Source organism: Kamptonema sp. PCC 6506 (assembly GCF_000180455.1).
GTDB lineage: Bacteria > Cyanobacteriota > Cyanobacteriia > Cyanobacteriales > Microcoleaceae > Kamptonema > Kamptonema formosum.
The window spans coordinates 1-20,622 of sequence record NZ_CACA01000336.1 but is presented as its reverse complement, the minus strand read 5'-3'; the positions used below and the strand labels follow the sequence as shown (position 1 = coordinate 20,622).

The window sequence follows — 20,622 nt, the reverse complement described above, 5'->3', positions numbered from 1 at the left end:
TTTAGACCTTATAGAGAGACGATACGGGTGGTTTTAACCACCGTGAATCTTTTTTGTCCATTACCGCCTTGGGATTGTTTAGCTTGGTGTACTTTTGTAATGTACTTTCGATGGGACAATTACCATCTCAAACCTCGCAATCCTGTACGCATAATGGTTGCCTTTGTTGGGCCTCCCTTACGGGGTAATGTTAGCTTCGCCAATGTTATAAGGGCTTGTTAGGCTTGCAACACTGTTCCAGTGACTTTAGAACTGTTTAATTGCAAACGACAGAGCAGGGAACTAGCTTCGCATTCCGAGGTGTCGTAACCCAAATAACGTAGTCGTTAAGACTTAGGCTGGTCAGAATAGCCTGCTTCGAGATTTGCTCTTACAAGCTCAGTGGCTTTAACCCTGAGTTACTGACGTAATTGACAATTCGCTAAGTGTGTGATAAGGAGTTTAGGGAAATAAGGAAAAATATCGGACTCAATTGGTACGGGTGTCGGGCCGAGAGCTATTGATAAATTTTCCTAAATCTAAGGTAGCTTAATTTTTTCCTTAGAAACAGCAAGGGAGCGATCGCACTTGCTACTGATTGGCTTATGCGATCGCCACCCTAGAATTTAATATTATGCCGCCTGTGGAGCGGAAATAGTAATTTTCCCAGTCATTCCTGCTTCCGCGTGTCCCGGAACCGTACACCGAAGATTATAGCTTCCCGACTTCATCGGTACAAATACCCATTCTGCCTCCGCTCCCGGTTTAAGTTCTAATTCGCGAATTGCTCCTTTGATTTCTACATTACCCGCTTCGACTTTTTGAGTCCAACTCGCATCGGCAAAGTCTTTGGAAGTAAAATAATGTTTCTCAGGACTAGGATTCTTCAGCACTAATTTATAGCGCTTTCCTGACTGAAATTCTAGGAGATTTGGAAAAAACTTAAGTTCGTCACTTGTACTGCCCAAACTGATAGGAATTTCGGTTGCGGGTTGGCGCAATAAATCACCAACTGGACTAGAGTTATCGGCAGCAAATGCTAGAGGAACCGTAGAGACAGCGAACCAAAGCACTAAGCTCAATATCATCTTTAGGCTTTGTTTTACCCAGGGATGGAAAAACAATTTGCGGGCTAGGAAAGTAAAGGAGTGGAACATAGCTGTCAGGATAAGTGAATGTTTTACTTATTAAGTATTGATCTTATATGGCCTCTTTTGCAAGTGAGGTACGCCTTAGCAATTAACAATTAGCAATTAGCAATTACCAATTAGCCATTAGCCATTAGCCATTAGCCATTAGCAATTAGCAATTCCCAATAAAAGTTTATTTCTTGGCAACAATAACTTTGTTTCTTCCCGATCCCTTTGCTTGATACAAAGCAGCATCGGCTGCTATAATCACAGCATTACCTGTGGTTCCTCGATCGGGAAAGCAGGCTACTCCACATGAAGCCGTTAACCCTTCAAGTCTTTTTCCATTGTAATTGAGTTTGAGTTGAGCGATCGCTTCGCGCAGTTCTTCAGCTTTTATATAAGTATCTTCCAGAGAGGATTCAGGCAAAATCACGGTCATTTCTTCGCCACCATAGCGACAAGCAACATCTGAAACTCGAATCATTTTTTTTAAGAGATAGCCAATTTCTTGCAGCACAAAATCTCCAGCTTCATGCCCCAAGGTATCGTTGAATTGCTTGAAATTGTCGATATCGAGCATAATAATGCCGATAGAATAATGATTGCGCTGCGCTCGATCAATTTCTTTCGTCAGAAATTCTTCAAGATAGCGGCGATTAAACAAACCAGTCAGCGGATCGCGGATACTTTGATTTTGCAAAGTTTCTCGCAGGGTGAGGTTAGCGATCGCCATTCCCACTTGTTCCGCCACAGTACGAGCTAATCGTTGTTTAGATTCCGAGATCGTATGGGGTGCTGTTGTACACAAATATAGCAAACCTAGCGTTTCCCCTTGAGCAATCATGGGGATGCACAGAGATTCGGCGGGAGGATCTTTATGGTTAATGTGGTTGCAGATTAGTTCGTGGCGATCGCTACCCATCCAATGCACTCGTCCGCGCCTGAGCGCCCAACAATCTTTGGGATGGAATATAGTTTCTGAATACAGCGGATTTCCCCACGATGTCACTATTTCCAAGCGATTGCGCGAGTTGGCAGTGATGAAAATACCGCCCGAACATTCAGGGAACAGCGATTGCACTAAGGTTGCGATCGTGGCAGAAGCTTCCTTAATTGTTAAACAGGCTTGTAAAAAGTCACTAATTTCACTGAGAAGAACCATCTCACTATTTCGTTGATTCAGTTCCCCAACTCGCTCTTCTAGCTGCCTGTTAGCCTCTTGCAGAGCCTGTTCTGAGCGTTTGATATTTGTGACATTTCGGAACGTGACAACAAAGCCATCGCCAAGTTTGACGGCAATATTTTGGAACCAAGAATTTAACCCATCCCGATCGTAGCAAAACTCACGATCCATCATCGTGCCTGTTTCAACTACCTGGATGTATCGCTCGAATAGTCCTTCCTCCAGGTTTCCCGGCATTTCTTCTAGTAAGTATTTCCCAATTAAGTCTTCAGGCTTGCGATTAATCATTTCGCAAGCAGCAGGATTTGCCAACAGCCATTCAAAGTCTTGGATCTCACCCGCTTTATTTCTCACGGATCGAAACGCCATAATTCCGTCCAAAGAGCTATTTAAAACACTGGCTAACTGCATTTTCGATGTTTCCATCGCTTCCTGAATTTTCACCATTTTGGTAACATCAGAATGTGCGCCAATCATGCGAACTACGCGCTCGTTTTCATCTTTAACATGGATTGCCTGAGAAAGAATATAAACAGTAGAACCATCTTTGTGATAGAACCTTTGAGTCATTAAAAACTGATCGACTTTTCCAGTATTGTAGTCTTCAATTAACTGAAGAGTGAGGGGGTAATCTTCATCAAAAATTAGAGCTTTCCATGTTTCAGGTGAGTTAGGTAGCTCGCTATCATCATAGCCCAGCATCTCTTTCCAGCGCGGTGAATAATACATTTCACCAGTTACTAAATCCCAATCCCAAAAGCCATCATGGGAAGCACGAAGAGCTAATTCAAATTGTTCTTTGGCTTCGAGTAAATCAATTTCTGCCTGCTTGCGATCCAAGACAGCGCCTAAATGGGCAGCAAATTGATTAGTAAATACTAATTCCGAATCTTTCCATAGGCGCGGGGTGCTATGGTTATAGGCTCCTAGCAGTCCCCAGAGTTTGTCTCCGATAAAGATGGGTATAACCAGAAAAGCTCGAATGCAATAATGTTCGAGAACTTCGATATGGCAGGGAGAAAGTCCAGCGTTGTAGATATCACTTACATTAGAAATTTCATGGTTTTTGTAGCGACCGCCTTGAGTTTCCTGTAAATAGCTATCATTCCAGACCGTTCTGGTTGCTAGTACGATCTGCGTCCATGCGGGACTGACGGATTCAAGATTTCTGATAAATCCCCCACCCCAGTCAGCATCGAAGCAGTAAATAGCAACCCGATCTATGTTTAATAACTGCCGTACTTCCTGGGTTGCTGTACGACAAATCGTTTCTACATCCAATGCTTTTTGCAGTTTGGAAAGGATGCCTGCCCCTGCTCGCTGTTGATTGGCGATCGCATTTGAATGTTGTAACTCTGCTGTTCGTACTTGTACCTGTAACTCCAGATTGGCATTTAGGGTTTGTAGCTGTCCGTAGAGCCTGTAATGTTTCACGGCGCTAGAAAAAAGTTCGGACAAGGCTTGAGCCAGTCGAATGTCGGCCTCTGTCCAAGACTGTGCTTGTTCTTTCTTAATTTGCCGCCATGCTGCAAAGGATTGGCGCGGTGACAGTTGGCGGGTATCGGGATCGTGTTCGCCCGCCCAGACTATTTCGCGATCGCTATCTTCTCGAAAAATAGTCAAACAGCCCACTACTTCTTGCCCAAAGTAAAGCGGTACGATCAGCACCCCCCGAATTTGGGTGTTTTGAAAGGCGGGAACCAGGGTACGAAATAGGGGTTCCCGATAGATGTCGGCAATTGGCCAGATATTTGAGTTGGTATTTGATTCCCAGGGAACGGCTGACAAGGCATACATCGCTCGCATCCATTCCACTGACCAAGGCTTGATGCCTGAACTAGATTTGCTATCGCCGGCGTGCACTTTGGCGGTGAGGAATTTCTGCCAGAGCAAATTCTCCTCAATGTATCGATTGTGTATGCGATCGATTTGTTCTGGTTGGGTACCACAGACGTACAACTCAATGCTTTGCTGGGTTTCGTTTGTGGGTAAATATAGTCGGCCTCCCGATCCGCGAAACAAAGCAACTGTTTCCTCCAGCGCCGCTTGTAGTTTAACTGGTGGCAGGGTGTAGAGCACTGCTGTAACGCGGTTGATATTAGCTTCTTGTTTGGCTTGTTCCCGGACTTGTTCTAATAAAATTGATTGCGCGATCGCCACTGATACTTGATCTACAACTGACTGAATAAACCTTAATTCCTCTTCAGTCACAGTTCGCGGTTCTGAATGGTGCGATACCAGCAATCCCCAGAGATGCTGATTAGATTGTAGAGACGGTAGTTCCGACTCACTCCTGCTTGCCGTTTCGATGACAATTGGTACTACCACAGAAGATTTTACCCCCATCGCTATTAGATACTCCAGGTGGCAGGGGTCAATCGGACGATAGCGAATATCTTGCGTTTCTAAAGGTTCTCCAGTTTCTACTGAGTCCAAGGCACTAATACCAATTTGATGGGTGCTTAGATCGATAATTGTGCGCTGGCGGGCTCGCAAGAATAATTCTCTAGCATAAGTAGGAATATCATCGGCAGGAAAATTTAAACCGTATAGGGAGGGTAGGCGATCTTCATAAATCGACTCTGCGATTACCAGTCCGTGACCTTCAGGCTGAAACTGATAAATTTTGATGCGATCTGTTCCCAAAAATGAACGCACTTCTGCAACTGTCGCTGACAGAATTTCCCCTAGTTCTAAGGATTGACGAATGCGGTTAGCGATCCGATTTAGCAACACTGGCTGTGTGAGACTTGATGATTGGTCGTCAAAGCTTGCTGTTGAATCTGCTTTGCTCTTTGGTCTCATTGGCTTCCTTAGACATTAAGCAATCATATAAATATGATATCGCTTTTGTGTTCTAGATCGCTTAATGTGTTAATTCTTTATAAAATTGCTAACTACTTATAATTAAAATCATACAGGAGCCTCAAAAACTATAACTAATAAAAATAGCTGATAAATTAAACTCTAAAGTTGTTAATTAAATATCCAGAGTTTCCGATTCAACAATTAAAATGTCCATTAATTGCTAATCCCTCGCTTTGCGATCGCCAAGCTTCATCCCAAGGCCCGCCGCCGGTTTCTAAACCGCAAAGATTACTCTGAGCCTCTAAAATAATTTTAGAATTACCTTTGCCTTGCAATGCTCGAAGTTGTAAGCTGAGTTTTCCCTGCATTGTATCGCGGCAACAGAATACTAAACCTTTTTCTGTCGGTGCTCGCAACAGTGTTCCCGGCAGTTCAGTAGTGCCAATCAACTCAACTTCAAACTGACTATTTTTAGCGTTAACCTGCCACCTTCCCCAAGGGTCAATATCCCATTTTACCTCAGAATTCCAAGGTACAAACTCATAGAATTTCCCTCTGTAATGGATGCCAATCATCGCTACAGATTCCATCCACCACAACACACCTCGCCTGCCACCGCCAGCAGTTAAAGCTAAGTCAGATTCGCCGTCAAAACAATTACAATTAAGCCAAAACCACTTTTTAGGAAAAGCACCACCCCAATTTTTTTCGCCGTAGGCTGGTGCATCTGTAAATTCATAGCGATCGCCATCCCATTCAATCCAGCCACTCGCTAAACCATGAGCCATTAAAATCTGCCATCCTGGTTCAAAAATCGGTAGACTAGATAGTAAACCCGCAGTTGACTGCTGCGCTTCCCCGGAGTTTCCCCAACCGTAAACGGGTTTAATTTCATATTGCCAGTAGCAGGTGCGATCGCTCCCCGGATCGTGCAAATATCCCTGATGCCAGGTAGCAGTTGCTTGATAGCCTTCTTGGATATGGGAGTCAAACACCTGCGGCTCTAAATATTTAGGTTGAATCTGTAAATCTGTCTTACCCCAATGGCCTAAACCTAAAGCATTCCGCCATCCCCAAAATGTGTTTACATTTGGGAAAGTACGGCATAAATAGCCATCATCCGGGCCGAGAATTTGCGCTGCCCCGCCGCTTTCAGGTTGATTGCCTGCGGGATCTTCAATAGAATACATAAAAGCAAAAGTTTGCCTTTTTTGTGGTAAAGTTACTCGGTAATACCAACCTTCAAAAAAGCGGCGAACGCTACCATCCCAGTGATAGCCACTATGAGGGGTTTGTAGATTTTCTGTCATTCCAAATTACCATGTAGGATAATATTTGCAAGTTTAGAGCCGAAAACTTTGCCGAGGATTTTGCAAGTGGGCTACAAAGCAACAGCTTAAATTTTGATTTTTAATTTTGTAAAGCGGCTAAAAGGCATAATAATAATGCCTCTGTCCACTCAACAACAGCACCGTAAGTATCCCCGGTATGACCTCCTAAACGGCGATTAAACCAGGCTCCTGTGAGAATAGCGATCGCCGCTCCCCCCAAAGCCATTCCTGTTGCCAAAAGCCAGCGATCGCGGTCTAAAATAATTTGTAAACTGCTCAGGCATAACAATAAAAATAGTCCGGGTAAAAAATGCAGAGGCGAGTAAAAAGTATCTTTATGAAAAGCTCCTTTGCCAGTAGCCTTCAGATAAGGATAACGCGCGATCGCCACTAATTGCCCCCATCTACCCCAACCAGCCACCGCCATCAAAGCCAACCAGCGATCGCCATTTAACTCGCTCAGGGCCGCAGTTTTCAACAACACGATCGCGATCGCAGCCATCGCCCCAAAAGCTCCCGTCGCACTATCAGCCATCACCTCCAGCCGCCGCTGGGGATCGCCAACAGCCAACCCATCAGCCGTATCCATCGCTCCATCTAAGTGTAAACCGCCCGTTACCGTAATTCCACTGAGAACCACCAAAGCCGAGCGCGTAAGTACAGGCATCCCCAAAAACTGCAACCCAGCATCGACTAGACCCAATATACCGCCTATCATCAAGCCGATTGGAGGAGCCAAACGCGCAATACCACGAAATTCCAAAGTCCAAGAGATGGGTACAGGCAAACAAGTGTAGAAGGCAATAGCAGCAGCAAAAGCTGTTCCCTGCGTCCTGAAATACTTACTTAGATAGCGAACCCAATTATTATCTACCATAGGATATAAATTTTCAGTATTTTAAGGGAGTTGTGAATCCACTAGGGTATGCCAGAATTGGATCGGTAACACCCCTTCAGGTCTTAGGTAGGGTAGCGCTCCTGCTCAATCCATTTCCCAAGAAACTGGTAGGGGCAGCGAACCCGAAAATCTCGATCTGAGTGGCGGCTAATCTCAATTTATCCCCTTCTTCCTCCCCAGAATGCTAGCGGGTTCCTTAATTTCCGCAACGCGAACACAACTACACCAGAGGCTTTAGTTCCATGAGTCACAATCAATTTAATAACAGGGTGGCTGCTCCTTGTATCGTGGATACGGGGATTGTTGTCAACAAGCGGGATCTACAACGCTTGCTAGTCGATTTGGGCCGCGTCCGCTACATCCACATTCAGGATGGTATAATTTGCAGCGAAGGAGAAGGATACGTGCTGGAGGTCTTTGCCGATCCCACTCGTTCCACTCTGATTGCTAACCACGCGCTCTATTTGAATGTTTATCCGTTTTCTGACGCACAGCTAGAACTCTCTACCCTGCCGTCGCTTAGGGACAAAGAGGATGTGAAAGAGCCGGGTTATTGCGAACACCCCCCTGCTAGTTGGGAATAGAAGCACGAAAATTGCCTAGCGGGTTGTGTCGCCAACCAGGGTTCTGAGGCGATAGTTGGGGATATCACATGACACAAGTGATTAAAATTGAGGGGCGAGAGTAGCCTGTGTTAGAGTAAAGGCAGGGAGTCACATGACACAAGTGATTTAGCTTAATAGACTAGAATATCTGACCGCCGCCCGAAATTGTACAAAAACGTCCCCCGGTCAATCGCAACTTTCCAGCCAGACCGCTCAACCATTTTCCCCAATTTCGGAAAAACAGGAGATGCCATGCGAGGAATCGTCTAACCCCAGCTCGCCGAATCACTTGTCACGGGGAACTCCTTAATAAAGACACGATCCGTGTGTCAAGTGGTTGACAGCACATATATTTAGTTTTAAGATAAATGAATCACTTGTCACAAGGCAATAAGCATGATTAGTCTTGAAACCATCTTAAGGCATTTACCAAAACTGGGAGTTTGGGAAGTGTCGGAAGGTCTTGAATTGTGGAAGCAAAAACTCCCAGTTGAGAAGGGGATTTACTTTATCTTGTTTTCAGACAAGATTCTCTATATTGGTTCTTCTCGAAATCTTCGTACAAGAGTTTACGAGTCATTGAGGGGAGTAGAGCGAAAGCTTTTAGAGTATTGTGCAAAAGAGCTAGGTGCTGCTAAAGGACTAGAAAAAGCTGTCAGACGTTTAACAGAGGGTTTTGAGGTGGCCTGGTTGCCCCTCCCTGTCTGCCATAAGGATTTACTCGATAACGAGTTGATGCTAATTGTGAAATTTTGCCCTCCATTTAATAAAGTGGGGAACTCTGCCGAAATTGAAGCCAAGGAAGCCTGGATGCGGCAACTCTACTTTGAGATATTGGAGCTCGACCTGCTCAATCCAACGAAAGATGCTGTAGAGCAGGCTGTCAGAACAGCAGTAAACAAAGGATTGCTAGAGCCTGGATGTCTGGTGACAAAACGCCTGGAGGTTTTAAAGGAACTAACCTCTTTTTCTGAAAAAGTGCTTTGGAGTTTCAGCGAAGTCTGGCATATCAAATATCTCGATCTTCAAAGGAACCCACACCGCGATCCACTTTACGTAGTTGTTGAGCGCGAAAAAAGGGGGCTTTATGCCTAACCCAAATGGAACAGCGGAAAACTTGACAAAATTTCAGCCACAGTGGAGGCAGGGCAAGACACAAACCATTCGAGTGCCGATCGCTCTAGTAGACCAGGTGCTTGCCCTCGCCCGAAAGCTAGACGGCGGTGAATCGCTTGACACAAGTGAAAAGACTACAGAGCTTTATGAGCGAGTGGGTAAATTAACTCGACAATGCGAACAGTTACAGGCAGAATGCGCTAAAGCTGTCGCATCACTTGACACAGCAGAAGACACGATAGCAGACTTAAAGAATGAGGTCGCGAACCTTAAGAGCGTGCAAGCGACTTTTTCACATGACACAAGTGAAATAGATACCATAAAGGCATCGCAACTTTCCAACCAGGCCGCGCCGCAAGATTCCGAAATTTTGGAATTGCCAGACGCGGCAACCCTACTCAATCAGCTCAAGAGCAGGCGTAAGAAATCAAAAACCGATTTGCAAGATGTGGAGGCAATTTTAGAGCTGTTGCCAGAGATGCCAGCACAACAGTCACAAACTCAAGCTCAGCTACCCGACCTGTACGCGGCGAGGGACAAGCTTTTTGAGATGCCATCCTTGGGCGGCTGGAAACTTGAGAAGGGAGAGAAGCGCACACGGTTCTGGGCTTTTGCCGAGGCTCTGATCGAAGAGGTTTCAAAGCTCAACCCAGACTACAGCATCATCCAGCGGTTGCAGTCTGACCTTAAACAGGAGCGAGAATACTCACAGGGGATAGCACACGGGATGAGTGAAGAGTTCCGTAAAAGGGTGCAACTTGAGAAAAAAGTGGGACTCAGAAGGTAAGCGACTGACAAAAATACAGCGATCGGGAACGCGGCCCCGATCGCCAATTCACATAGGTATTGTGTTTATTCTACACTATGCCCGTTGAATTGCGATCGACATTCAATCTTGCTTTTCACACTACGCCAACGGGATTCGACCGGAAAGTGATTCCGTACAGAATCGTTTTTCGCTGCAACTGGCAATGGCGGCCTTGTCGCACTTGGTGAATTCACCACCCCAGCTCACAGGATCGCCCGATAAGAATTCTAACCATTCACACTATCACATCACCCCATTAGATAGAAGCTTCAGAGCGGGGGCAATTGCAGATTTAATATTTGGTGTGATGGTGTGAATAGTATAGTGCAAATTGATAGCAACGTAGGAATTGATTGAGTACAAAATCACTACCACGTTATCGCTATTCTTCAAAGTAAGAACAAAAGTTTTAGCAAACCAGGAACCAAGAGTTTATTGGTTGTGGGTATCGGGAATAACTATATGTGTGCTGAAAACACCAAAATACAGGCGATTTGACACTCGACTCGACACTCGACTCAGACACCTGACAATAAAATAATTGTGGTAAATTTGACTAATCTGGTAGCAAAATTAGGGCAATTGATTGGGAGTAAAAACAAATGAGCCAAGCCTCATGTATTTTAAAGATGGTGTAAAGTATTCAAAGAAATAGAGGACAAAATATGCCAAACATCATAGAGGGAGTTCAAAAGGGATTGCGTCGAATAGGAGATGCGGCAAAAAATGCCCGCGTCGATTATGACATTAATCCTTTCAATGATTCAAAAGTTGGAATATCTGTTCGCAGTGGCAGACACCAACTAAATATAGGGATAGGGGTAGATGCTGAGCAGGGGGCAGGCGAAGCAGACAAACTAGGAGAGATAGGCATTAATGCAAATGTCTCAAGAGACGGCGTTGGATCAGTAGGTATTGGAGTCGGCATTGGGGGCAAAAGCGGATTACTCCCCGACCCCGAATTAACAATAAAGAATGCACAAGAAAGAACGTTGATAACCTCTAGCCTAGAATCCCTGGTAATCGAATCGGCGCGGTCACTCTGGGAGGGCGGCGTTGCGGCAGTAAAATCCGACTTAGAGGCAATTAGACTAAGAAAAATATTAGCTGAGATGGAGGCGAAATCCAGACAAAGACCTCAGAACAACCAAAGGACTCCGCAGAATATTAGCCAACAAAGACCTCAGAACAAGCCAAGCAGTCCGCAGAACATTAGCCAACAAAGACCTCAGAACAAGCCAAGCAGTCCGCAGTTACCAAGTGCTCAGGGGAGAACAATACCGCAATTCGGAACCCCACAGCAAACAGCAGCGCCAACAGGCCGAATACCTTCAGAATCAAAGCCCAGGAGAGAAGCAACGCAACAGCCATTCACTATTCCCACAGATATCCCAAAAACGAATACACGACTACCTAAAAAACCGCAGATAGGTAGTAGTGGAGCACAACCAAATACTCGACCTGGGAGCAATGGCGGTACACAACCAAATACTCAACCAAACAACCGAAGACTGAATGGGAAAGCAACGATAGTTCGGCCCGAAGATTTAGAAGATATCAGCGTCAATAATCCCAACAATAAGCCCAGGATTAACCAGCCAACAGAAGGGCTCAAACCTCTAACGGCATATCGAATGTTAACCCCACGCGAAAAACAGTTATTTGATTGTATTCAAAATGGCGGCGGGGATGCCTGCAATAAAAAGTATGGGGAAAGTCCACAGGCAAATGCTTCTGGTAACAGTGGTGGCAACAGCAATGAAATATCGCTCAACTTTGGCGATCCCTATATTGGGCTAGGTGAATTTTGAGCTTACTGGATAGGTGCGCTGTATCTTAGATATTCTCAATCAGGTACGAGCGGCCCTCCCCAGATAACTTTGGTATCGCTTCCCAGCCAAAGCGGGTACAAATTTAGTAGCTGAGTAGCCCGTCTCCAGATACCTTTGGAACAGGGCAAAATTAAGCCTCTGACGTGGATATTGGATGTGGATACTGATGTTTGCCCCGGTGAGTCCACTATTACCCTTCACCACCCGAACGCACGCCACACCACAAACCACCACTCCACAACTCTTCACCAGTGGAGCTTCCTCTATCCCCAAAAACTATGATTTTCTCTATCTTCTCCGTTGGTGGAGAGGCTGCTCTGAGGTTTTTGCTCTGGACTGCAACCTAAGCCTACCCATACCCAATTTCTTGCAGCGCTAAGATGGGTTACAGAGATTATAGGTAACTTTATGGGTAAGTTGGCGATCGCAAAAAACGGTAAGGTTGAGCTGCCTTCTGGGGAAACATTGAAGGTAGGGTCTAGGCAATGGTTTGAGTGGTTAGAAGCCTTAGATACTAAGTCTTTCAGGGTTAGCAGCAACGACGGGAACGGCTACACTTGCCGCAAGGAAAGGGCTAAGGGCTACTGGTATGGCTATCGGAAAGTGGAGGGAAAATTACGCAAGCGTTACATGGGAAAATCAACGGATCTGACTAGGGCGCAGCTCAATAAAATCAAGGAATTGCTGAGAGTACCGACTTCGCCTAAGTTACCCAAGGGCGTGAGCGAGCAGCCGTTAGACCTAAATCAAGAGCTAGGGAGCCAATGGGGTAACTTGCAGGCTGAGAATCTGAGCCTAGAGAGCAAACCTCTTGAGCTAGTGAATCAAAAGCTCAACTGTGAGAAATGGGGCGATATGGTTTTTGAGATAGTTTGCTATGTCCAGATGCTAAACGATAAGCTTTCAACTGAAGATTTTCCACATACAGGCCTGTTTCTGGCTAAAGCTAGGGGGGTGCTTGCTGAGATTGACACTCAAGCGGCCCTTGAGTCTGGGTTGAGACACCCCAAAAGAAGGTTTTGAGCTCCCCGAAAATTCGGGGCGAGTTCCCTCGCTTTCTTATTGAAAGAAGACGAGCAACTTTTACAGGAAAAACAAGGGGTTGCGGAACTTGAAAAAGATGAGCTTCACTTCAATAATTTTTCTCTGCGGTTGTGGGAAAGTTGATCGAAGACTCGCTGGTGTACAGCTCGGTCTATCCACATCTGATAGGTTTCTGTGTGGATCTTGAGGCTATGTCCCATTTGCTTAGCGGCCAAGCTAACGTCTAGCCCAAACTCAACGGCACGACCGGCCCAAGCGTGCCGCAGGTCGTAGGCGTGAAATGGGATCTGGCTGCGGTGAAAAAAATGCCCAACTCTCGCGCCATAAGCCGAATGTTCTTGGCCGGGGGCGCAATCTGGCAGATGGATTTTATCAAGCTCCCAAAGGTTAGCCCATTCTGGCCAGAGGGGCCAGACGAAACGGGAACCGCTTTTTCCCCTCAAGACTGTGGCGATGGGGAAGTCTTCAAAGTCAAGGAAAAATGCTTCGTGGGGGCGCAGACCGTAGGCGGCGATTACGCCGTAGATCCATCGCCAGCCGGGATGTTCTATTTTTGAGAACTTGAGGATGGTGGCCTCATTGGGGATGTCACGCGGATTAACTTTCTTAGCAGAGTAGGAGCCGATTATTGGGGCGGTGTCAATGGTGGTGTCCGCAAATGAGGCCAGTTGTTGATAAGCCAGACAATAGCGGCGGCGTGTCCGGGTGTTGGGCTTGGTTTGTGAAATAGTTTTGTTCAGTAGATCGGTGGTGAGGATGGCATCTGGAGGCAAGCGCTTGAATGGTTGCTCGTAGTCGGTTTTCCAGCTAACGGGCTTGACTGGGTTATTTTGCGATCGCCAAAGGGTAAATTTCTCGATCCACTCGCGAACAGTTCCCCTTTGGGGTGCGACAGCAGGCAAGTAGGGTTCCCAAGAGAACTGTTTGCAATCGAGCAGCGCCCCCACTTTTCGAGCTTCTTTCTCAGCTAGGGCAAGCCCTGCGGGGTTTTTGTGGTAGCCAAGTGAGATTCGCTGTTGATGGGGGAAGGGCTTGGTAGATCCGGGCTTTGGGGGGAGGGTAGCGCGGAGTCGAAGGCGGCTCCCGGAAGCTTCGACGGCTACGCCCACGCAGGCGGCTTTGAGCCTTTGGTTTAGTTGATCGAGCTTGTCCTCTGGTGTCATAGAATTTTCCCTGATTTCCTTGGGGCTTTGTACAAGCAAGTTCGCACAGGTTCAATACAAGTCAAATACAAGTCAAATACAAGTTCGATACAAGTCAAATACAAGTTCGATACAAGTCAAATACAAGTTCGATGCAAGTCAAATACAAGTTCGATGCAAGTCAAATACAAGTTCGATGCAAGTCAACTGTGGCCGTTGCTTTGGTTGCGCTACTGTTCTCAAAACAACTAACCCGGCTCATCACTAACCCTCGGAATCCCCCAGGGGTCGATACCGTTTTCCCTGAGCAACCGCTCGTAGTAATCGCGCTCCGATCGAATTTCGTCTTCGGCAGCGTAAGCGTTGCCTAAGATTTCAAGGTCGCGCTGGAGTTGTTGAACGCGCTGACTGAGCAGTTCGTTACGCTCTTCTTCGGTGCGGGTAATGCCAAAAGCGCTATCAAAGCGGCGTTCTAGGGTTTCGGTCATCAGTCCCATACAAAGGGCTAAGGCGATTTTGTTCCCCCGGTGAGCTTGCCATTGCCAGTAAGCGCTGGCAATTTCTAGCGGTACGGACAGGAACCGACTTTGCCCCCTGCTACCAGTCTCAGATGCGATTTCGATTTCTTCGCGCTCAAAAATCGTACCCGTATAACCTTCTCCCAGTAAGCTTTTTAGGGCGTTTGAGCGCAAAAAATCGGACACATTACGTCGAGACAATCCCACTGCTTCAGCCACTTGTGTTTGGCTCATCCGATAGCTGCCGTCAGGCAACTGAAACCCATCGACGGTTAGGGAGCCTATTTGCACTGTGGCTCGGACGGCTCTAACTGATTCGCTCACATTTTTCACTCCTGAATAAAAATGCGATCGCCTTCCAGCACAAAGTAAATGGCTGCACAGGAGGGCAAAGCAGAGCGGCTGGCGAGAGGGAGCGATGGAAGAGTTAGAGGGTTATTTACTGATGGGTTCACCTTTAATCCTCCCTGCTTCCTCTGCTCTTTGCAATCCCTCCTCAACCAAAATTAGCGCCATTTGCGATACAGACCTTCGCTCTAAGGATGCCAACTGCTCAAGTTTTGTCTTTAGTTCAGGTGGAGGATAAAACGCCACTCTGGGTGATTTCGCAGGACTCATGGACGCTGCACAGTTTACAACCATGCCATTTTACCTCTCGTTAGATTTCTTTAGATAAATCTAGCACACTTTGACCTACTTCGTGCTACCATAGCTGAAAAGCAAAAACGCCTAACCCCCGGCGCTGATAACACCAGGGGCTAGACTTCTCACTCGCTGGACTTTCCCCAGCAAAGGAGCAAACTCATTATGACCAAAACTGGCTACGGCCGGCGCATTGATTCTCTTAGGGAGCAAGCAGCGCGGCTGGGCATCTCAAAAGACGAGGCCCGCAAGCAGGGCAACCTGTCAAAAGTTGTGACTTGGGAAAGAGCGATCGCTCACGCCCTCAAAACAGCCCCAATGCAACTGGCAAGATTGCCACAATCCCCGACGCGGCTGTTGAACCCGCCGAAGATTATCTGTCCCACCTGCTTAGGGCGCGAGCCGCTGTGCGATCGCTGTGGCGGCAAAGGCAAAATTTTCAATCTTGTCCGGTTTCGCTTGCGGTACTTTGGCACATCCCGACTCCCAGAGGGGGTGCTGCCATGAATAGGCGCAACTTCTTTACTGCTCTGACCTTAGCTCCTTTGGCAGGTCTAGAGCTTGCACCCAAGGCGGCTGCCTCAATCAACTGCGACGGAGAGATCGGGCTCACCTTGGCTCCATCAACGGGTCTAAAACTTGCACCCTCACCCATTCGGGAAGCTCCATCACCTAAATTCTGGTTTGGAGATCGCGTATCTTATCTCTGGCCTGACGAGCAGGACAGCAGCATACAGCAATCCGAAGATGGTGAGGTTGTAGGCGTATGCTGGCATCCCTTAGATAAGCAATGGCAGTACAGCGTCATCTGGCTGAGTTCTAGTCTTTACACCAAAGACTTTTACCCTTATTTTGATAACCGACCTGTGCTAGAAGACGAGCTGGCGAGACTTTACTCAGAAGGCGAGTTGGCGAGACTTCACTCGGAGGTAAAAGCATGAGCTATCAAGTAATCACCGAATTAACTTGGGGGCAGCAGCCCAGGGGTGTCAACACTAAGCCCTGGTCTGAGAATGAAGAGCTCTACTCAGCAGGCTCTCTGATTATCGAGGTCGTTGATACGCTCTGCCACGCAGAAATCAACGAAGCTTATCTAGAGTCTTTGCCAGCAGTGTTTGAGCGCCTTGAGCAATCAAATTGCAACCCAGTGTTAATCGCTCAGGCCAGTATGCTGCTAGACGAGTGGCTTCTGCGGGGGCGGCCGAGTTGGGGGGGTTTGATTGAGCGCTTGAATGAAGCCATGAAACATCTCCGCTCGCTGGCTGAAACCAAGCCCAAGTCCTAAACCGGATACCTATCGTTTTCTCCTTTAATAACGACGACACCTTTTTAAAGGAGAAAACGATACCCCGAAAGGCTTTCAGCGAATAAGTCAGCCCGTGAACCCAGAATTATTCAGGACGGGCAGAGACTATACCCAGATTTGTTACAAAATATAAATCAAATGGGCTACCGAAACATGATTACACTTTTCAACAATGACTAAAACTCTCTTGTAGACTTGATTATGAGGTTTTTAAAAATGCAAAATGTATAGACAACCGGAGTACAAATAATCGATATCTTCCTTAAAAGTTATATTCAAGATTATTTTCAAGATTGGTTAGACTCTGGCGTTGACCCTGAAATCATTAACCTCAACGTAGAGGCGATCGCCGGTGCAGACTTATTTCGCCACCTTTGGCCCGACGCAAAGTACATCAATAGAGGCATCCTCAACGCCAAGTACAAACGTTGTTGGGATGAGTGCGTAGGTTTTGACGGCTCCTCATTGACAGAAGCCTGGAAATGCGGTGCCCGTATCAAGATTTTAAAAGGCCCGTTGCTTAAGCCTGACCATAAAGGCAAAGTCAATAAATACCGCAACTCCGAAGGCCGCAAAGCTCCGATCACTTTCCTCAAAGTATCGCTTCACTTCTGGGGGAAAGTGTTGGCACGATGGCAAGGTGTCCCCTTGTCAGAAAACACAGCAGTGCAAGAGGGTGAAGCTAAATTCTTTTGGCCCTGGGTACAAGAAAGTCGTGCCGATGTAGTCCTAGCTGAGGGAGAGAAAAAAGCAGGGTGTCTGCTAACTCTTGGTCACGCGGCGATCGCTCTCCCTGGTATCTCAATGGGATGGAGAGTTACAGAGAAAGACGCACTAGGCAGAGCGATCGCACGGGAATTGCACCCCGACTTGTTGCCCTTCGATGACGGGCGCTCCATTACGATCGCTTTTGACTACCGCCCCGGTGACTGGTTCGAGTCTCCTGAATTTAAAAACGCGGCCATCCTTGCCAGACTCTTTAAAAAGTCCACAGTCAAGATTGCCAGACTACCGGGCCCGCAGAAGGGCATTGATGATTTTGCAGTTGCCGGGGGAGATGTCGATCGCGTCCTGGCTCTTGCCGAAACTGTCCAGCAATTGCAGGATGAGCGCCTGTGGCGTTCTTATAGGGGCTTCTCCCCCGACAAAGTGGTAAACCAGCGTTACCTCGACATAGAAGCGCCTGAAGAGGGCAAAATCACAGCGATTAAATCAGGACTTGGCACGGGCAAAACTCAATACTTAGCGGACAAGGTTAGACCGCAGGCTGGCAAACAGATTAACATCGGCTACCGGAACAGCCTACTGCTACAGATGGCTCAAAAACTCGATAGCTATCATCTAGACGCTCACGGCGGCTACCAGATGATGAATGACCCTGAAGCCAGACTTAGCCTCTGTTGGGATTCACTACTGAAAGTTTTGGGCATTACCCTTGAAGATGCAACCTTGATTCTTGATGAAGCCTCAAGCAGTATCAAACACTTACTCACTAGCAGCACTTGTCGGGATATTCGGCTTTCTCTTCTGGATTATCTCAAAGCGATCGCCCCTAGCGTAAATCGGGTGATAGCCCTTGACGGCAACCTTTCGGACTCTGTGACTGACTTTCTGGCTGAAGTCTTCAAAATGCCAGTGGTGAAAATTGAAAATCAATTTAAGGGCGATACACCGCCTGTCACTTTCCTTGAGCTTCCCAATGGTAGACAACGCCTAGTCAAAGCTGAGTTTGAATGGTTAGCTTACCAAATTCTTAATTCACCATGCCCCGCAGTTGCGACAGACTCGCTCAGGGATGCTGAAGCTCTAGCCAAACGACTTAAAGATGAAGGGCGCAAGGGCATTTTACTCACCAGCAAAACCGCTGTAGAGGAATGGGCTAAAGAGTTTCTGGCTAACCCTGATGAATATATCAGACGGCACAAGCCAGAGTTTTTTATCTACACCCCCACCGCAGAAAGCGGCCTCGATATCAGCATCAAGGATTATTTCTCAGACTGTTTCTGCTGGTTTGGTGGAGTCATTGGTGTTGATGAGTGTTTCCAGATGTCACGCCGGGTAAGGCATCCTGAGCGGCTAATCATCTGTTGCCCTCAACGCAAAATTAAACCGAAGTCTGACGGTGACTTTCCAAGCAAGCTCATAGAATTTATCGCCGAGCAAGCCACCGCTGAAGCTGGATTGCTTAGCCCAGAAAGTCAGATAGAGGCGATCGCCTCTCAAATCAATTCGTCTGAGACGAAAGCTTGGGCAAGAATCAAAGCTAAGGACAATGTGGAAAGTCGCAACCTTCAACGCTTTTTGTTTAAACGCTATGTGGAGGCAGGTTTCTCAGTCCAGCGTGTAGCCCTTGAGGGACTTAAGTATGTTGATGAGTATCACCAGGCAAAAGTTTTCTGCAAGGAAACTGAGGCGAAAGAGATTTTCAATGCTGAGGACATTACCCTAGCTGAAGCCCTTGAGATTGAGCGCAACTTCAATGCTCGTTGGCCAGACCGCTGCAAAGCACTCAAAGCAAAACTCAAGGCACGGCTACCAGGCATTGAGGATACTGAGCTTTGGACTTGGGGATTTATTTATCGCGTCCGCTTCACAGACCGGGACTTACTTAATCAGCTTGAGGCTGACTGGCTTTTTAAAAACACAGAGGATGCAGAGTACCTGCAACGGCAAAAGTGGAAGCGCGAGTTTAAAACTTTCCTCCCAGACCTGAGCACTCGTTGGCTAAAGCTTAAGGTGCTCTCCCGGTTGGGCATCGACAAATTTCTAGCCCCTGGTGTTGCCTGGAGGAATGACTCGCCAGAAGTTGAGGAGCTGGTCAGGCAGTGCCGCAAAAAATCAGTGGCGGCCTTGTTGGGGCATCCTGGCAAGCTTTCACCCATTCAGTACCTCAACCGGCTACTAAAAATTATTGGTGCTCAGCTAATTGGTACTCAAGTCCGCGACGGCGGCGATCGTTTCTGGGAGTATCGCTATCAAGTCGGGCCTGAGTTTAAAAAGTCCAGCCGCCCCGAAAACTGGGATGACCTTTACCCGCTAGTCTGCCAAAAAATGACTGAAAAAGTTCAGGGGCTCAAAATGTCTGAATCCCTTACCGTGATTGATTCAGAGGTTGTCACAGCTCCCCCCTTGAATATACAAAATACAGCCGAAGCTGTGACAGAAAGCTCAGCTAATCCCACAGAAAAAGTCTGGGGTGTGGCCCGCGAACTAGCGGACGTGGCGGCGCGGGTAGCTGAGGGAGCGATCGAAGTAGCTACAAACTGCTTGAGGCAAGTGATTGAGAGCTTCGGAATCGACGAAGTGTTTGCCGCGCTTGATGGCTTGCCAGAGCATCAGCGGTTAGCGGTTGAAGGTCTAGGTTAGAGGGCCCTGACCCACCTTCCCAGAAAGCCCCAATAGTGGCCCAATTACCGTGAGGAGTTGAGAGCATGACTTTGAAGATTGACAGGCACGGTCAAGCCTCGGTGTTGACCCCAGGTGAAATTGAGTTGCTATTTAACGATGGGTTCCTAACCGATCGCGATCGCACCTTATTCGGCGTGTGTCTATTTTCAGCTTGCCGCATTGCCGAAGCCTGTTCGCTGCTGACCAGGGATGTCTACGCCCCCAATAGCCGGGTTAGACCTGAGCTAATCATCCGCAAAGCCAACACCAAAGGCAAACTCGGAACCCGCACCATCCCCGTCATCGAAGACCTGCGATCGCTCCTGGGAGCTTGGCAACCACACGCCGGGGTAACTTATTTATTCCCAGGCCGCCATAGAGCGCATCACTGGCGACACCTGCACCCAGAAGCCGCCAGCCGCATCTTGAGGGAAGCCACCGAACGGGTAGGCATGGAAGGATTTAGTACCCACAGCTTCCGCCGCACTGCCTTAACCCAAATGAGCAACGCTGGCATCCCCTTGCGAGTAATTCAAAAACTCAGCGGCCATCGTTCGCTTGCCGTCCTGCAAGAATATCTAGAAGTTTCAGACTCCCAAGTTCGGGGTGCAGCGTCCGCGCTTTCGGCTCTGGGATACGTCAGAAAATATAGTTTTGATTACCTAGAACTGAAACAGTCGCCGGAAGAGGGGTCTTATTTCGACTTGATGCAAGATGGCCGCCAGTTGCGGCTGATTCCCCTATCAAATCCTCTCCAAGAGCAAGTTACGCGGAACTTAAACGCGGCTGCTTTGGATGCAGTGGTGGATCAAGTGCTCTCAGCTAACTGGGATGTCCAACTCGATGACGATGACTGCCCATTTTAATTTTACTGGCAGCGTTTGGAAGTA

At 47.4% G+C, this 20,622-nt stretch carries 18 protein-coding genes and 1 pseudogene; 10 read left to right on the top strand and 9 right to left on the bottom strand.

Annotation, left to right across the window (positions count from 1 at the left end):
- Positions 1-611: 611 nt before the first annotated feature.
- The 4 genes from OSCI_RS22575 to cobS form a co-directional block, all read right to left on the bottom strand.
- A complete protein-coding gene (locus OSCI_RS22575) occupies positions 612-1,067 on the bottom strand; it encodes a plastocyanin/azurin family copper-binding protein (RefSeq protein ID WP_007357483.1) in 456 nt (151 codons plus the stop codon).
- A gap of 235 nt (positions 1,068-1,302) precedes the next feature.
- The gene (locus OSCI_RS22570) at positions 1,303-5,100 is read right to left on the bottom strand and encodes a diguanylate cyclase (protein WP_007357482.1); all 3,798 of its coding nucleotides are present in this window, start codon (positions 5,098-5,100) and stop codon (positions 1,303-1,305) included.
- 197 nt (positions 5,101-5,297) lie between these two features.
- The gene (locus OSCI_RS22565; protein WP_007357481.1) at positions 5,298-6,413 is read right to left on the bottom strand and encodes a tocopherol cyclase family protein; all 1,116 of its coding nucleotides are present in this window, start codon (positions 6,411-6,413) and stop codon (positions 5,298-5,300) included.
- 100 nt (positions 6,414-6,513) lie between these two features.
- Entirely contained in the window at positions 6,514-7,311 is a 798-nt protein-coding gene (gene cobS, locus OSCI_RS22560) for an adenosylcobinamide-GDP ribazoletransferase (RefSeq protein ID WP_007357480.1), read from the bottom strand.
- A 263-nt stretch (positions 7,312-7,574) separates the two neighbouring features.
- Here cobS and OSCI_RS22555 point away from each other — a divergent pair.
- The 4 genes and pseudogenes from OSCI_RS22555 to OSCI_RS22540 all read left to right on the top strand — a co-directional run.
- Positions 7,575-7,841: pseudogene (locus OSCI_RS22555) on the top strand (hypothetical protein); the annotation flags it as partial.
- A 492-nt stretch (positions 7,842-8,333) separates the two neighbouring features.
- Positions 8,334-9,032 (top strand): GIY-YIG nuclease family protein, encoded by a 699-nt coding sequence (locus OSCI_RS22550; protein ID WP_007357478.1) that lies wholly within the window; start codon positions 8,334-8,336, stop codon positions 9,030-9,032.
- Entirely contained in the window at positions 9,025-9,840 is an 816-nt protein-coding gene (locus tag OSCI_RS31720; RefSeq protein ID WP_007357477.1) for a hypothetical protein, read from the top strand. The genes OSCI_RS22550 and OSCI_RS31720 overlap by 8 nt, the downstream gene beginning before the upstream one ends.
- A 686-nt stretch (positions 9,841-10,526) precedes the next feature.
- Positions 10,527-11,672: a hypothetical protein gene (locus OSCI_RS22540; RefSeq protein ID WP_007357474.1), complete on the top strand. Its 1,146-nt coding sequence runs from the start codon at positions 10,527-10,529 to the stop codon at positions 11,670-11,672.
- A gap of 39 nt (positions 11,673-11,711) precedes the next feature.
- Here the strand turns inward: OSCI_RS22540 and OSCI_RS30285 are convergent, their stop codons facing one another.
- Entirely contained in the window at positions 11,712-11,942 is a 231-nt protein-coding gene (locus OSCI_RS30285) for a hypothetical protein (RefSeq protein ID WP_148288960.1), read from the bottom strand.
- A gap of 159 nt (positions 11,943-12,101) precedes the next feature.
- Here OSCI_RS30285 and OSCI_RS22535 point away from each other — a divergent pair, with 159 nt between their 5' ends.
- Positions 12,102-12,716 carry a hypothetical protein gene (locus OSCI_RS22535; protein WP_007357473.1) on the top strand — a complete coding sequence of 205 codons (615 nt, stop codon included), beginning with the start codon at positions 12,102-12,104 and terminating at the stop codon, positions 12,714-12,716.
- Positions 12,717-12,820: 104 nt separating this feature from the next.
- Here the strand turns inward: OSCI_RS22535 and OSCI_RS22530 are convergent, their stop codons facing one another.
- The 4 genes from OSCI_RS22530 to OSCI_RS22520 form a co-directional block, all read right to left on the bottom strand.
- On the bottom strand, positions 12,821-13,900 hold the full coding sequence (locus OSCI_RS22530) for a hypothetical protein (RefSeq protein ID WP_007357472.1): 1,080 nt from the start codon (positions 13,898-13,900) through the stop codon (positions 12,821-12,823).
- Positions 13,901-14,127: 227 nt separating this feature from the next.
- Positions 14,128-14,721 (bottom strand): hypothetical protein, encoded by a 594-nt coding sequence (locus tag OSCI_RS22525; protein ID WP_007357471.1) that lies wholly within the window; start codon positions 14,719-14,721, stop codon positions 14,128-14,130.
- 5 nt (positions 14,722-14,726) lie between these two features.
- The gene (locus OSCI_RS32115; protein WP_267879572.1) at positions 14,727-14,852 is read right to left on the bottom strand and encodes a hypothetical protein; all 126 of its coding nucleotides are present in this window, start codon (positions 14,850-14,852) and stop codon (positions 14,727-14,729) included.
- Positions 14,833-15,015, bottom strand: a complete 183-nt coding sequence (locus OSCI_RS22520; protein ID WP_234708809.1) for a ribbon-helix-helix domain-containing protein — start codon at positions 15,013-15,015, stop codon at positions 14,833-14,835. Before OSCI_RS22520 ends, OSCI_RS32115 begins: the two co-directional genes overlap by 20 nt.
- Positions 15,016-15,204: 189 nt before the next feature.
- On the opposite strand from OSCI_RS22520, the gene OSCI_RS22515 reads away from it, so the two are divergent.
- The 5 genes from OSCI_RS22515 (at position 15,205) to OSCI_RS22495 (ending at position 20,598) form a co-directional block, all read left to right on the top strand.
- A complete protein-coding gene (locus OSCI_RS22515) occupies positions 15,205-15,546 on the top strand; it encodes a hypothetical protein (RefSeq protein WP_007357469.1) in 342 nt (113 codons plus the stop codon).
- Positions 15,543-15,980 (top strand): hypothetical protein, encoded by a 438-nt coding sequence (locus OSCI_RS22510; RefSeq protein WP_007357467.1) that lies wholly within the window; start codon positions 15,543-15,545, stop codon positions 15,978-15,980. Before OSCI_RS22515 ends, OSCI_RS22510 begins: the two co-directional genes overlap by 4 nt.
- Entirely contained in the window at positions 15,977-16,324 is a 348-nt protein-coding gene (locus tag OSCI_RS22505) for a hypothetical protein (protein WP_007357466.1), read from the top strand. The genes OSCI_RS22510 and OSCI_RS22505 overlap by 4 nt, the downstream gene beginning before the upstream one ends.
- A gap of 537 nt (positions 16,325-16,861) precedes the next feature.
- A complete protein-coding gene (locus OSCI_RS22500; RefSeq protein WP_234708807.1) occupies positions 16,862-19,711 on the top strand; it encodes a plasmid replication protein, CyRepA1 family in 2,850 nt (949 codons plus the stop codon).
- A gap of 65 nt (positions 19,712-19,776) precedes the next feature.
- Positions 19,777-20,598, top strand: coding sequence for a tyrosine-type recombinase/integrase (locus OSCI_RS22495; RefSeq protein WP_007357464.1), 822 nt, complete (start codon positions 19,777-19,779; stop codon positions 20,596-20,598).
- The last annotated feature ends 24 nt before the right edge of the window (positions 20,599-20,622 follow it).

Bases quoted from the DNA above. Each gene is read 5' to 3' on its own strand.
- OSCI_RS22575 (WP_007357483.1), bottom strand. From the start codon at position 1,067: ATGATATTGAGCTTAGTGCTTTGGTTCGCTGTCTCTACGGTTCCTCTA.
- OSCI_RS22570 (WP_007357482.1), bottom strand. From the start codon at position 5,100: ATGAGACCAAAGAGCAAAGCAGATTCAACAGCAAGCTTTGACGACCAA.
- OSCI_RS22565 (WP_007357481.1), bottom strand. From the start codon at position 6,413: ATGACAGAAAATCTACAAACCCCTCATAGTGGCTATCACTGGGATGGT.
- cobS (WP_007357480.1), bottom strand. From the start codon at position 7,311: ATGGTAGATAATAATTGGGTTCGCTATCTAAGTAAGTATTTCAGGACG.
- OSCI_RS22550 (WP_007357478.1), top strand. From the start codon at position 8,334: ATGATTAGTCTTGAAACCATCTTAAGGCATTTACCAAAACTGGGAGTT.
- OSCI_RS31720 (WP_007357477.1), top strand. From the start codon at position 9,025: ATGCCTAACCCAAATGGAACAGCGGAAAACTTGACAAAATTTCAGCCA.
- OSCI_RS22540 (WP_007357474.1), top strand. From the start codon at position 10,527: ATGCCAAACATCATAGAGGGAGTTCAAAAGGGATTGCGTCGAATAGGA.
- OSCI_RS22535 (WP_007357473.1), top strand. From the start codon at position 12,102: ATGGGTAAGTTGGCGATCGCAAAAAACGGTAAGGTTGAGCTGCCTTCT.
- OSCI_RS22530 (WP_007357472.1), bottom strand. From the start codon at position 13,900: ATGACACCAGAGGACAAGCTCGATCAACTAAACCAAAGGCTCAAAGCC.
- OSCI_RS22520 (WP_234708809.1), bottom strand. From the start codon at position 15,015: ATGAGTCCTGCGAAATCACCCAGAGTGGCGTTTTATCCTCCACCTGAA.
- OSCI_RS22515 (WP_007357469.1), top strand. From the start codon at position 15,205: ATGACCAAAACTGGCTACGGCCGGCGCATTGATTCTCTTAGGGAGCAA.
- OSCI_RS22510 (WP_007357467.1), top strand. From the start codon at position 15,543: ATGAATAGGCGCAACTTCTTTACTGCTCTGACCTTAGCTCCTTTGGCA.
- OSCI_RS22505 (WP_007357466.1), top strand. From the start codon at position 15,977: ATGAGCTATCAAGTAATCACCGAATTAACTTGGGGGCAGCAGCCCAGG.
- OSCI_RS22495 (WP_007357464.1), top strand. From the start codon at position 19,777: ATGACTTTGAAGATTGACAGGCACGGTCAAGCCTCGGTGTTGACCCCA.